Origin of the sequence: Demequina sp. (assembly GCF_047975725.1) — a bacterium.
Classification (GTDB): domain Bacteria; phylum Actinomycetota; class Actinomycetes; order Actinomycetales; family Demequinaceae; genus Demequina.
Genome location: NZ_JBKEED010000006.1, coordinates 24,212 through 36,777, shown reverse-complemented (window position 1 = coordinate 36,777; position 12,566 = coordinate 24,212). Strand labels below are relative to the sequence as shown.

Here is a 12,566-nt window from a genome sequence, read left to right as displayed (position 1 = left end):
ATCAGATTACCCACTTCCCCACTAGGAAGCAATACATACTTGATCGACAGGTTATTCGGAAGGGTTCTCCCACACCGAAGCGTCGCCGAGCATCTGAGTCACGACCGGGGGCAACTCCCCTGACGCCACCTGCGCAACGCTGACACCCTCAAGCACCTCGCGCACGCTTGCACGCAAGGCAACCCAGACCGCGAGAAGCGGCTGAGCGGTGCCGTCATAGCGCAGGTCAGACGGGCGCTCGCCCCTGACAAACACCAACGGCCCATCGACCGCACGGACCACGTCCGCCACGGAGATCTCTGTCGCGGAGCGCGTGAGGCGGTAACCGCCACCGGCGCCGCGCTGGCCGACGACCAGGCCAGCCTCGCGGAGCGACACCAGAATGCCCTCGAGGAACTTGCGCGGGATGTCCTGCTCGCGCGCGATCACCTCGGTGGTGCGCGCCTGGCCTTCAGCAGCCGCGACCGCCAGTTCCGTGACCGCACGCACCGCGTAGTCAGCGCGCGCCGAAACCCTCACGTCGCGGGCCTATCCGCGTCGGGCAGTCCAGCGTCCACCCACGGCGTGAAGTTCGACCGGCATGCCATACGTCTGCGACAGGTGGCCCGAGGTGATGGTGTCGCGGATCGCACCGGCCGCAACGATGGTGCCCTCGCGCATCAACAGCGCGTGAGTAAAGCCCTGAGGAATCTCCTCCACGTGGTGCGTGACCATCACCATGGCGGGCGAACGGCGGTCTCCCGCCAGTTCCGTGAGCGCCGAGAGAAGTTCTTCGCGACCGCCCAGGTCAAGGCCCGCCGCTGGCTCGTCGAGCAACAGCAACTCCGGGTCCGTCATGAGCGCGCGGCCAATCTGGACGCGTTTGCGCTCGCCCTCCGACAGCGTCCAGAACTCACGGTCGGCAAATCCATCCATGCCGAAGGCGGCCAGCAGCGCGAAGGCGCGCTCCTGGTCGACGTCTTCGTACTCTTCGCGCCAGCGGCCGGTGACACCGTGCGCGGCCGTCATGACGACGTCCAGCACCGTCTCATCGTCGGGCAGTCGGTCCGCGAGCGCGGCGCTCGCGAGGCCCACTCGGGTGCGCAGGTCCTGCGTGTCGGTCTGCCCCAGCGTTTCGCCAAGGATCACCGCGGTGCCCTCGCTCGGGTGCATGCGCGCCGCAGCGATGCTGATGAGCGAAGTCTTGCCCGCGCCGTTCGGTCCGAGGATCACCCACCGCTGATCAGCGGCGACGGACCAGTCGATGCTGGTCAGGATGGGGTTTCCGTCTCGCCGCAGGCTCACACCGTCGAGTCTCAGCACCTCTGTCATGCGCCCGAGCCTAGCCGACCAGCGCGCGATACAACTGCAGCGTGCGCTCGCCAATGGTCTCCCACGAGAAGTGCTCCGCAGCCCGCTTACGGCCCTCCTGGCCCATGCGTGCGGCACGGTCGGTGTCGGAGACCAAGTCGGTCAGCGCCGCGGCAAGATCCGCGATGAAGGCGTCGGGATCGGTCGGGGTGCCCGTGCCGTCTGAGACCTGATCGATAGGCACCAGCGTTCCTGTGACGCCGTCGACCACGACCTCGGGGATGCCGCCCGTGGCGGTCGCCACCACCGGCAGGCCCACGGCCATCGCCTCAAGGTTCACGATGCCCAGCGGTTCGTACACGCTCGGGCACACGAAGGCGGTGCAGGCGTCGAGCACCGCCACCAGCTCGTGGCGCGGCAGGTGCTCCTCGATCCACACCACGCCGTCGCGGCGCTCCTGGAGGCTCTTCACCAGGCCTGACACCTCTGCGGCGATCTCCTTGGTGTCCGGCGCTCCGGCGCAGAGCACCACCTGAATGTCGGCAGGCAGCTGCTCGACCGCGCGCAGGAAGTGCGGCAGGCCCTTCTGGCGGGTGATGCGCCCCACGAAGACCAGTGCTGGCCGCGACCGGTCGATGCCATATCTGGCGACCACCGCATCGGCCGCTTGCCGTTCCTCATCGGTGGAAGGCACCGCCCAGGCGTCAACGTCGATGCCGTTGTGGATCACCCCCACCTTGGCAGGGTCAACCGTCGGGTAGGAGCGCAGAATGTCCTCGCGCATGCCGTTGCTGACGGCGATCACCGCATCGGCGCCTTCGTACGCTGCCTGTTCAATCCAGGACGAGACACGGTAGCCACCGCCGAGTTGCTCGGCCTTCCACGGACGCAGGGGCTCAAGCGAGTGGGCGCTCAACACATGGGGCACGCCGTGAAGGCGCGCCGCGAGGTGGCCGGCCATGTTGGCGTACCAGGTGTGCGAGTGGACGATGTCCGCACCCGCGCAGTCCATAGCCATGGGCAGGTTGTGCGCAAGCACGTCAAGAGCGGGGTCACCTACGCCGCCGCCCAGGGGGTCGTAGCCGATCACGCCGGGCTCCTCGCGCGGGCCGTCGAAGGCGCGCACCTGCACCTCGATCTGGCGTCGCAACACCGCCGCGAGCTCGGTGACGTGCACCCCAGCTCCGCCGTAGATGTAGGGAGGGTACTCACGCGTAAGAATGTCGACTCGCATAACACCACGGTAGTGCGCGTGCACCGGCGATGCGCCCTGACACACCCCACAGTGGGGACCTATGCTGGTGCTATGCCCGAACCTAAAGTGCTTGCGATCGTCCTGGCCGGAGGTGAGGGCAAGCGCCTGATGCCGCTCACCGCATCACGCGCGAAGCCCGCCGTCCCCTTTGGTGGCACCTACCGACTGGTCGACTTCGCCCTGTCCAACCTTGTGAACTCGCGCTACCTGCACATTGTCGTGCTGACGCAGTACAAGTCCCACTCGATGGACCGCCATATTGCCCGCACCTGGCGCATGTCGCCGCTGCTGGGTAACTATGTCGCTCCCGTGCCCGCTCAGCAGCGTCGAGGCAAGCACTGGTACCTCGGCAGCGCCGATGCGATCTACCAGACCGTCAACATCATCGAGGACGAAGAGCCGGACATCGTCGTCATCGTGGGCGCGGACCACGTGTACCGCATGGACTTCTCCCAGATGGTCGACTCGCACGTCGCCTCCGGCGCGGACTTCACCGTCGCGGGTATCCGTCAGCCCATCGGGCTCGCCGACCAGTTCGGCATCATCGACATCGACAAGGACAACCCTGGTCGCATCAAGGCCTTCCTCGAGAAGCCCAAGGACCCCGAGGGCCTGCCCGACTCGCCCGGCGAGGTGCTCGCGTCGATGGGCAACTACGTCGCTTCGGTTGGCCCGCTGCTCGAGGCGCTTAAGGCCGATGCGGAGAACCAGCACTCCAAGCACGACATGGGCGGCGACATCGTGCCGTTCTTCGTCGAGCGCGGCACGTGCGGCTTCTACGACTTTGTCGACAACGACGTGCCCGGCTCGACCGATCGCGACCGCGACTACTGGCGTGACGTGGGAACCATCGACTCGTACTACGAGGCGCACATGGACCTCATTGCGGTGCAGCCGGTCTTCAACGTGTACAACCGCAAGTGGCCGCTTCACCAGGGACTCATCACCGAGCCGCCCGCGAAGTTTATCCACTCGGAAGAGGGCCGCCTGGGCCACGCCGCCGACTCGATCGTGTCACCCGGCGTGATTGTCTCGGGTGCGACCGTCACGGGTTCCGTGCTCTCCCCCGGTGTGCGCCTGCACTCGTGGTCGACTGTGTCCGACTCGGTGCTGCTCGACGACGTGGTGGTCAACCGCCACGCCCAGGTGCACCGCGCCATCGTGGACAAGCACGTGATCATAGAAGAGGGTGCGCGCATCGGTATCGACCGGGCGAGCGACCTCGAACGTGGCTTCACGGTGACCGAGTCCGGCATCACCGTCGTGCCCAAGGGCACCATCGTCACCGCATGAACGCACGGCTCATCGTCCTCGACGTGGATTCCACTGTCATCACGTCAGAGGTCATCGAACTCATTGCCGCGCGCGCGGGCACCCAAAACGAGGTCGCTGCGGTGACGGAGGCCGCGATGCGCGGCGAGATCGACTTCGCGGAGTCGCTGCGTCAGCGTGTTGCGACGCTCGAAGGAGTGCCCGACACGGTCTTCGCTGAGGTGATCGACGAGGTGCGTTTCACCCCCGGCGCCGAGGAACTCATTTCCACGCTTCAGGCCGAGGGTTGGACGGCGGCGCTGGTCTCCGGCGGCTTCGCCGAGGTCGTCGAGACGCTCGCAGGACGCCTGGGCATCACGTGGTTCCGCGCCAACCGTCTTGAGGTAGCCGACGGCCGGCTCACCGGCCGGACTGTCGGTCCTGTGATCGATCGCGCCGCCAAGGCCGTCGCTTTGCGCGACTATTGCGCCGAACTGGGCATCGATCCGGCCGATGCGGTGGCCGTCGGAGATGGCGCCAACGACCTGGACATGATGGCCGCAGCGGGGCTTGGCATCGCGTTCAATGCCAAGCCCGTCGTGCAGGACCAGGCCGACGTCGCGATCAACGAGCCCAGCCTCGCGGCCGTGCTCGACGTCGTGCGCCGGTAGCGCAGACCTCGCTTCTACTCGACGTCGCGGCCGGAGATCACGGCCACCAAGCGCGCCGTGCGTGAACCGAGCTCCGACCACGGCCCCTCGAACTCGAGCACCGCAGCAGTGCCCGTCGACAGACCGTGGGCGATGTTCTTGAGCGCAGGCGTGGACGAGCCCGGGCCCGAGAGGTAGGCCGTCGCTGCCGACGAGGTGGGTTCGTGACCCACCATGACGGCCGTGCCGATGCTGTCGTCGAGTGACGTCGCGACCTCTAGCAGACCTTCGACGTCGGTCTCATAGAGGTCGTCGACGGTGCGTACGACCGTGCCCGGCAATGCTGCCGACATGAGCTTCCAGGTCTGCTGGGTGCGCGTCGAGGGCGACACGAGCGCCACATCGGGCGTGTAGCCAGCCGCTACGAGTTCCTGTCCAAGCTTGGTCGACGCCTTGCGCCCAATCAGCGCGAGCGTGCGGTCGAGGTCCTGGAGTCCAGGAGCAGGGGCTTCCGCCTTGGCGTGGCGAGCGATGATCAAGGTAGGCATGGTCTCACTGTCCCATCGCGTGGACGCCGCCGTCCACGTGGATCATTTCGCCCGTGGTCGCAGGGAACCAGTCGCTCAGCAGTGCGGTGACCGCCTTCGCGGTGGGCTCGGTAGCTTCGGAGTCCCAGCCGAGCGGCGCGCGGTCGGACCACACGCCCTCCATCTGGTCAAAGCCAGGGATGTGGCGTGCGGCCGTGGTCTTGATCGGGCCAGCCGAGACCACGTTGCAGCGGATGCCGTGGGGACCGAGATCGCGGGCGAGGTAGCGGTTGACGGCTTCGAAGGCAGCCTTCGCGACGCCCATCCAGTCGTATACGGGCCACGCGTAGCGACCGTCGAAGGTCAGACCCACGACCGAACCGCCAGCACCCATGAGCGGCAGCGTCGCCTGCGCGAGCGCCTTGAGCGAGTAGGCCGAGATGTGGATGGCCGTCGACACGTCCTCCCACTGCGCCGCCATGAAGTTCCCGCCCATGACCGACTGCGGTGCGAACCCGATCGAGTGCACCACACCGTCGAGGTGAGGCACATGCTCCTTCACGCGGTCCGCGAGCGCCGCGAGGTGCTCAGGGTCGGTGACGTCGAGCTCGACCACCTGCGCCTCGACGGGCAGTCGCCGGCCCATGGCTTGCGTGATCTTGAGCGTGCGCCCTACGCCGGTGAGGACCACCGTTGCGCCCTGCTCCTGGCACAGCCGTGCCACGTCGAACGCGATCGAGCCCTCCGTGAGGACACCGGTCACGAGGATGTTCTTGCCATCAAGCATTCCCATGGCCCGAAGCCTAGCGGGGTCGCGCGACGACTTGGTCCCGCGGCGCGCCCCAAGTCTTGGGCCAGCGGTCCCAGACGCACCGCCGCGTGATCGCTATTCTTTGCGCGGGTCGCAGATGGCGCGCCCACCACGCGAAGGAGAATCGATGAGCCTTATGTCCTGGACACTGCACGGCGATGGCAGGTCCGTTGCCCCCGACCAGACGGTGGGGCCACGCGAACGGCTCACCTGGCCCCGCACCATCGGCATTGGCGCCCAGCACGTGCTCGCCATGTTTGGCTCGACCGTGGTGGTGCCCAACATCACCGGTTTCCCGCCCAGCACCACGTTGCTCTTCTCTGCCATCGGTACGGCGCTGTTCCTGCTCATCACGCGCAATCGCCTCCCCTCCTACCTGGGATCGAGCTTCGCGTTCATCGCCCCCATCAATGCTGCGATGGCGTCCGACTCGATGGGTTCGGCCCTGGGCGGCATTGTCGCGACCGGCGTGCTCCTGGCGGCCGTAGGCGCGATCGTCCATTTCTCCGGCACCCGTTGGATCGAACTCACGCTGCCCCCCGTCGTCACGGGCTCGATCGTGATGCTCATTGGCCTCAACCTTGCTCCCGCCGCATGGGGCATGGTCCAGACGTCGTTCGTGACCGCGAGCATCTCTGGCCTCGCCGTCATCGTCATCACCGTGCTGTTCAAGGGCATCCTGGGCCGCCTGTCCATCCTGCTCGGCACCATCGTGGGTGCGATCGTCGCGGCCTTCCGCGGCGAGTGGGACCTCACCAAGGTCAATGAGGCGGACTGGGTGGGTCTGCCCGAGCTCACCACGCCCACGTTTAACGCCTCGGTGCTCGTCATGTTCGTTCCCGTGCTGCTCGTCCTGATCGCGGAGAACATCGGCCACGTCAAGTCCGTCGCGGCCATGACCGGCGAGAACCTCGATGACCTCACCGGCCGTGCACTGCTCGCCGACGGTGTGGCCACTGCGGTCGCCGGTGTGGGTGGCGGTTCGGGAACCACCACCTATGCCGAGAACATCGGTGTGATGGCCGCGACCCGTGTGTACTCGACCGCCGCCTACTGGTTCGCTGCCGGCTTTGCCCTGCTGCTGAGCATGTCGCCCAAGTTCGGCGAACTCATCGACGCCATCCCCGACGGCGTCATGGGTGGCCTGTCGACGGTGTTGTTCGGCATGATCGCCGTGCTCGGCGCTCGCATCTGGGCCGAGGGCAAGGTCGACTTCGGAAACCCCGTGAACCTCATGCCCGCAGGCATCGGCCTCATCGTCGGCGCCGCGAACTTCACGCTCGTGGCCGGCGAGGTCACCTTCGAGGGCATCGCCCTCGGCACCGCGGCCGTGCTGATCAGCTACCACCTCATGGCCATCGTGACCCGCTGGCGCAATGCCTCCAACACGGTCGCATCGCCCGCGTACCTCGACGGCGACGAGGAGCACAACAAGGTCTCGTAAACGCAGACCGAGCTCAACACTGAAGGGGCGCCACGGCTCGAGCCGTGGCGCCCCTTCAGTCGTCTGCGGTGAGGAAAGGCGAAAGCTAGTGGCCCATGCCCAGCCCGCCGTCGACGGGAATGACCGCGCCCGAGACGTAACCCGCATCGTCCGATGCCAAGAAGAGAGCGGCGGCGGCCACCTCGTCGGCGCTACCGAAGCGCTTGGCGGGAATCGAGGCTTCGTACTGCTTGACGGTGTCCTCGGGCAGCTCTGCCGTCATGTCCGTGGTGATGAAACCGGGAGCGATGACGTTGGCCGTGATGCCGCGCGCGCCGAGCTCACGCGTGATCGACCGCGCCATGCCCACGAGAGCGGACTTCGAGGCCGAATAGTTGACCTGGCCGGGGTTGCCCATCAGCCCCACCACCGAACCCACGAGCACAATCCGGCCAAAGCGCTGGCGAATCATCGACTGCGACGCGCGGCGTACACAGCGGAAGGTGCCGGTCAGGTTGGTCTCCAGCACATCGGCGAAATCGTCGTCGCTCATACGCATCAGCAGGCCGTCGCGGGTGATGCCCGCGTTGGCGACGAGGATCTCCACCTTGCCGTGGCGCTCCTCGAGCGCGTCGAAGGCGGCGTTGACAGCGTCCGTGTCGGTGATGTCCGCGATGGCGCCGTCGACCCCGTCGGGCAGGGTGCCGCTGCGGTGGATCGAACTGACGGTGTAACCAGCGGCGACGAATCGCTCCGCGATCGAGCGGCCAATGCCGCGGTTGGCTCCCGTGACGAGTACGTGTCGTGACATGGGGGCAACGGTAGCGGAACCGCGTGCATGCGCGATCGCTGGCCGAGCGTCGGACTAGCATCGGGGGGTGCCCGAACGCCATCCCTCCCTTGCGCGCATCGTGGCGACCATGGCGGTGTGCCTGACAATCACGGCCGTGGCAACGATGCTGGGCTTGTGGCAATACGGGCGTCACGTCGCGAGGGCCGATGCGCGCGCCGCCTATGACGCCGCCGTCGACCAGGCACCTGCACCGCTGACCGACGTCGTACCCGCGGGTTCTTCTGCCCTTCCTGACGACGCACGCTGGCGCACGGTCGTCGCCACGGGAACCTGGGATGCCGACAGCCTGGTGATCTTGCGCCCGCGCCCCGTCGACGGCACCGCCGCTTGGCAGTACCTCGCTTGGCTCGACACGGACGACGGGCAGTCCGTGCTCGTGAACCTCGGTTGGGTGCCGGAGCCGGGGCCGCTGGAGGACCCCGCCCTGCCTGAACTCTCCGGCGGCGCGGTCGTGACCGTGACCGGGGTGGTGCGGGAGTGGGAAGAGGACGACGGGAAGGAACCGGCCGTCGGTACTGTCACGCGCATCGTCGCTGAGCAATTGCCGGCGGCTTCTCAGCATGTGATGCCGGGCTATGTCATGGCGCGGGAGATTTGCGTGGACTCGGCGTGCGAGAAGACCGGGTACGGGACGCCCGCGCCGCTCCCGAGCCTCACTCTAGGCCCGCACCTGTCGTATGCCGCCCAGTGGTGGGTGTTTGCCCTGATGGCGCCCATCGGTGGCGTGCTGCTGCTGCGCCGCGACGCGCGGATACAGGCTGAGGGTGCGGAGCCGTCCACGCAAGCAGTGCCCCGCCGCCGCAGGGAGCGCCCGCTCACGGACGAAGAGATCGAGGACGCTCTGTAACCCTCCCGCCCCCTCTTCCCGTCAAATGGATCCATTTGCTCGGTGTCGCGGCCGCTACCGTCCGTCAAATGGATCCATTTGCTCGGTTTCGGGGCGGTCGGGCTCCGTCAAATGGACCCATTTTTATCGTGACGGGGCTAGCGGTCAGTGAGGTCGACTCGTTCGCTCTTGCGCCAGGTGCGGTCGCGTTCCCTGGTGTCGAGGTAGTCCTCGATCTGGTCTGAAGGGATGGTGTGGTTGTCGACGCCGTCAGCATCGGGGTCGGTCAGCGTGAACGTTGTCTTTGGCGCTGCCCTGCCTGAGCCGCAGCGGCCTTCCAGGTCACAGTCCACCAGACGCACTCGGGGTGCGAGGACATGAATCTCCACCGGGGCCGATGCGGTGGTCGCCTCTCCCGGCGCCTCCCGCCACGTGTTGCCACCATCCAGGCTGTAGTGACCTTCCCACGTGGTCGTCACGGAGATCGTGGCACGATGCTGGGTGCGAGCAAACTTCAGCGCGTTCTCCTCCGTACCCTTGCCAGTGGCACCAATCGACAGAGCAGTGTCATCCGAGGTGGACCAGCTATACCCGGTCGGTGTGGCCCGCAGGATCACGTCGGTACCCAACACCGTGACCTGCTCGGCTTGCGGATCCTCAACAATCTCGGGCACGATGCCAAACCCCGCGATCGCCCACCCATTGTCCGGATAGAACGCCACATGCGACGGGTCGATGACCATCTGCTCCCACGCAGCAAAAATCGCCGGAGGAAGCGGGTCCACAGGACACGAATACGTGCTCACCTGAGTCCACGGACCCCACGACCCGCCCGTTTGCTCAATCGAACGCCACAACGGCAGCACTGGAGCGGCCCCATCCGGACAGAAGCCAGCAAGATCCGGAACCTCCACACACGTCGGGATCTCAAACACCCACGACAACCCCGACGCCGACGCCCCAGGCGTACTAAACCAGTCGACGCACACATCATGGCGCTGATAGCGGGCGACCACTCGAGCCAAACCCGCAGGCGACGTCTCCGGGCCCCTGCCTGGCGGTCCCGACCCCCACTGCTCCTCGTAGACGACGCTACCGTCTCCGGTCTCTCCTCGTCGCGTCGGAATCGCTTCAGCGCCAGGCGTGGGAGATGGTTCCGACGCCGAGGCAACGTGCATAGCAAATGCCGCGAGCAGTTCAATCATCGGCGTAGTCGAAGTTCACGCCGTGGACACTCCACTTGCCGTCCGCAAATGACAGTTTCACAGTGACCGTGCCGGACCCGCCTTCCACTATGCCCAAGGACTCTCCGCCTCCGGCGAACGCCTCGGTGTCCGTCTCGTCGAACGAATCGACGACATACCAGTAGCCATCGGATGCCAGTCCCCCCTGTGCACGCCACGCGTCACCCCACGTGAGCAGTCCGCCCGTTGTCGTACGTCCCTGGCTACGCACAGCCTCCGAACTCTCCAGTGCGCTCGAACAGAACTGGCAATCGGGGGTGCTGAGGGCGCTGAACTGGCGCGCGTCATAGGGCGGTGCGAACAGCGCCGAGTAGGACTCGAGAAAGTAGCGCGCGAACTGGACAGAACTAGGGAAGTCCTCATACCGGGCATGCTCCGGGATCGCCGCAAGGATCTCGGCTTCCGTCAGCGCCGTCGCGCTCGGACTCGGGGTCGGGCTTGGCGACGGCGACACCGTCGCCGCCACTTCATAAGGCGTCACCGAAGGACTCGGCGTCACCACCGGCTCCGGATCACCGCCACAACCAGCCACCACCAGGCACACGAAAGTACCAACGATTCCCACGCTCCACCCGCGTCGAGTCATGACGCGACCCTAGCGAGCCCACCCCCGCCCCGCCAGGGCAAACCCCCACGCTGTGGACAAACCCAGCACCCGCATCGGCCCTTCACAAGCCAAATGGATCCATTTGACGGAACTTACGAGCCCTCAAGACGAGCAAATGGATCCATTTGACGGGGCGAGGCGCCAGGCAAGCGGTGAAAATGGATCCATTTGACGGGGGTTAGGCCAAGGAGATGAGGTCCTTGTAGGACTCGTTCCAGAGGTCTTCGACCGCGTCCGGGAGCAGCAGCACGCGCTCGGGCTCGAGTGCCTCCACGGCGCCCTCGTCGTGGGTGACGAGCACCACGGCACCCTCGTAGGAGTGCAACGCGGAGAGGATCTCGGCACGCGAGGCCGGGTCAAGGTTGTTGGTGGGCTCATCGAGCAGTAGCACGTTGGCCTGCGACACGACGAGGGTCGCGAGCGCGAGCCTGGTCTTCTCGCCACCTGACAGCACCCGCGCGGGCTTGTCGGCGTCGTCGCCGCTGAACAAGAACGATCCCAGCACTCCCCTGACGCGCGAGTCGTCGAGGTCGGGCGCCGCGTGGCGCATGTTCTCCTCGACAGTGGCGTCGAGATCAAGGGTGTCGTGCTCCTGGGCGTAGTAGCCAAGCTTGAGCCCGTGTCCGGCGTCGACGGTACCCGTGTCGGGCTGCTCGACCCCTCCGAGCAGGCGCAGCAACGTGGTCTTTCCGGCGCCGTTCAGCCCCAGCACCACGACCTTCGAGCCGCGGTCGATCGCGAGGTCCACATCCGTGAACACCTCGAGCGACCCGTAGTTCTTGGACAGGCCCGATGCGGTGAGCGGCGTCTTGCCGCACGGCGCCGGGGTGGGGAACCGCAGCGCGGCCACGCGGTCGGGCTGACGCTCGCCCTCGGTCTCGGCCAGCATGCGCTCGGCCCGCTTGAGCATCTGCTGCGCAGCCACGGCCTTGGTCGCGGAGGCACGCATCTTCTCCGCCTGGGCGACCAGCGCGGTCGCCTTCTTCTCCGCATTGGCACGCTCGCGGTGGCGTCGACGTTCGTCGGCCTCGCGCTGCTTGAGGTACAGGTCCCAGCCCATCGCGTACTGGTCGATCACGCCCCGGTTGGCATCGAGGTGGAACACCTTGTTGACGACCGTGCGGATCAGGTCCACGTCGTGGGAGATCACGATGAGCCCGCCCGAGTACTGCGCGAGGAAGCCCCGCAGCCAGATGATCGAATCGGCGTCGAGGTGGTTCGTGGGCTCGTCAAGCAGCAGCGTCTCCGCGTCGGAAAACAGAATCCGTGACAGCTCCACGCGGCGGCGCTGACCACCCGAAAGGGTGCCGAGCGGCTGGCCGAGGATGCGCTCGTTGAGCCCAAGGTTGGCCGAAATCCGCTGTGCCTCGGCCTCCGCCGCGTAGCCGCCAGCGGCACGGAAGCGCTCCTCGAGCCGCGGGTAGCGGTCCATCGCCTTGTCACGAGCGGCCTCGTCCTCGCCCGCCATGGCCTCTTCTGCCTCGCGCATCTTGGAGGCGAGCCCCGCGAGGTCGCGGACGGCCAAAATCCGGTCGATGGCGAGCTGCTCAAGGTCACCGGTGCGCGGGTCCTGCGGAAGGTAGCCGATGCGCCCCTTCTGAATCGCCTTGCCACCCGAGGGCAGCCCCTCGCCCGCGAGAATGCGCGTCAGCGTGGTCTTGCCCGCCCCGTTGCGTCCCACGAGACCAATGCGGTCGCCCGCGTTGACGTGAAATGACGTGGGGTGCAGCAGCACGCGCGCGCCAATGCGCATCTCCAGTTCCTGGGCGGCAATCAACGAAATCCCCCTCGGGTAGTGACGTGGTTCTTGTGCGAACTCGACAACGTTC

At 66.6% G+C, this 12,566-nt stretch carries 13 protein-coding genes; 4 read left to right on the top strand and 9 right to left on the bottom strand.

Going from position 1 to position 12,566, the window contains the following annotated elements:
- Positions 1 to 51 precede the first annotated feature (51 nt).
- From ACK5NO_RS01160 to glgA, 3 genes are read right to left on the bottom strand one after another with little or no spacing between them, the layout of a single operon-like run.
- Positions 52 to 519 (bottom strand): RrF2 family transcriptional regulator, encoded by a 468-nt coding sequence (locus ACK5NO_RS01160; protein WP_416810833.1) that lies wholly within the window; start codon positions 517 to 519, stop codon positions 52 to 54.
- Positions 520 to 528: 9 nt separating this feature from the next.
- Positions 529 to 1,311 carry an ABC transporter ATP-binding protein gene (locus ACK5NO_RS01155; RefSeq protein WP_416810832.1) on the bottom strand — a complete coding sequence of 261 codons (783 nt, stop codon included), beginning with the start codon at positions 1,309 to 1,311 and terminating at the stop codon, positions 529 to 531.
- A gap of 10 nt (positions 1,312 to 1,321) precedes the next feature.
- Positions 1,322 to 2,524 carry a glycogen synthase gene (gene glgA, locus ACK5NO_RS01150; RefSeq protein ID WP_416810831.1) on the bottom strand — a complete coding sequence of 401 codons (1,203 nt, stop codon included), beginning with the start codon at positions 2,522 to 2,524 and terminating at the stop codon, positions 1,322 to 1,324.
- 72 nt (positions 2,525 to 2,596) lie between these two features.
- Here glgA and glgC point away from each other — a divergent pair, with 72 nt between their 5' ends.
- Both glgC and serB read left to right on the top strand, forming a co-directional pair.
- Entirely contained in the window at positions 2,597 to 3,838 is a 1,242-nt protein-coding gene (gene glgC, locus ACK5NO_RS01145; RefSeq protein WP_416810830.1) for a glucose-1-phosphate adenylyltransferase, read from the top strand.
- Positions 3,835 to 4,467 (top strand): phosphoserine phosphatase SerB, encoded by a 633-nt coding sequence (gene serB, locus ACK5NO_RS01140; RefSeq protein WP_416810829.1) that lies wholly within the window; start codon positions 3,835 to 3,837, stop codon positions 4,465 to 4,467. Before glgC ends, serB begins: the two co-directional genes overlap by 4 nt.
- A gap of 14 nt (positions 4,468 to 4,481) precedes the next feature.
- Here serB and ACK5NO_RS01135 read toward each other — a convergent pair whose 3' ends face one another.
- Together ACK5NO_RS01135 and fabI are read right to left on the bottom strand one after the other, a co-directional pair.
- Positions 4,482 to 4,994 carry a SixA phosphatase family protein gene (locus ACK5NO_RS01135; protein WP_416810828.1) on the bottom strand — a complete coding sequence of 171 codons (513 nt, stop codon included), beginning with the start codon at positions 4,992 to 4,994 and terminating at the stop codon, positions 4,482 to 4,484.
- Between the two features lie 4 nt (positions 4,995 to 4,998).
- Positions 4,999 to 5,766, bottom strand: coding sequence for an enoyl-ACP reductase FabI (gene fabI / locus ACK5NO_RS01130; protein ID WP_416810827.1), 768 nt, complete (start codon positions 5,764 to 5,766; stop codon positions 4,999 to 5,001).
- A gap of 145 nt (positions 5,767 to 5,911) precedes the next feature.
- Between fabI and ACK5NO_RS01125 the strand changes: the two genes are divergently transcribed.
- Entirely contained in the window at positions 5,912 to 7,228 is a 1,317-nt protein-coding gene (locus ACK5NO_RS01125; protein ID WP_416810826.1) for a uracil-xanthine permease family protein, read from the top strand.
- Between the two features lie 85 nt (positions 7,229 to 7,313).
- Here ACK5NO_RS01125 and fabG read toward each other — a convergent pair whose 3' ends face one another.
- On the bottom strand, positions 7,314 to 8,018 hold the full coding sequence (fabG, locus tag ACK5NO_RS01120) for a 3-oxoacyl-ACP reductase FabG (protein ID WP_416810825.1): 705 nt from the start codon (positions 8,016 to 8,018) through the stop codon (positions 7,314 to 7,316).
- A 67-nt stretch (positions 8,019 to 8,085) separates the two neighbouring features.
- Between fabG and ACK5NO_RS01115 the strand changes: the two genes are divergently transcribed.
- Positions 8,086 to 8,907 (top strand): SURF1 family protein, encoded by an 822-nt coding sequence (locus ACK5NO_RS01115; protein WP_416810824.1) that lies wholly within the window; start codon positions 8,086 to 8,088, stop codon positions 8,905 to 8,907.
- A 137-nt stretch (positions 8,908 to 9,044) separates the two neighbouring features.
- On the opposite strand, the gene ACK5NO_RS01110 is transcribed toward ACK5NO_RS01115, so the two are convergent.
- The 3 genes from ACK5NO_RS01110 to ACK5NO_RS01100 form a co-directional block, all read right to left on the bottom strand.
- Positions 9,045 to 9,671 carry a hypothetical protein gene (locus ACK5NO_RS01110; RefSeq protein WP_416810823.1) on the bottom strand — a complete coding sequence of 209 codons (627 nt, stop codon included), beginning with the start codon at positions 9,669 to 9,671 and terminating at the stop codon, positions 9,045 to 9,047.
- 412 nt (positions 9,672 to 10,083) lie between these two features.
- The gene (locus tag ACK5NO_RS01105) at positions 10,084 to 10,716 is read right to left on the bottom strand and encodes a hypothetical protein (RefSeq protein ID WP_416810822.1); all 633 of its coding nucleotides are present in this window, start codon (positions 10,714 to 10,716) and stop codon (positions 10,084 to 10,086) included.
- Positions 10,717 to 10,915: 199 nt separating this feature from the next.
- On the bottom strand, positions 10,916 to 12,514 hold the full coding sequence (locus tag ACK5NO_RS01100) for an ABC-F family ATP-binding cassette domain-containing protein (RefSeq protein WP_416810863.1): 1,599 nt from the start codon (positions 12,512 to 12,514) through the stop codon (positions 10,916 to 10,918).
- Positions 12,515 to 12,566: the final 52 nt, after the last annotated feature.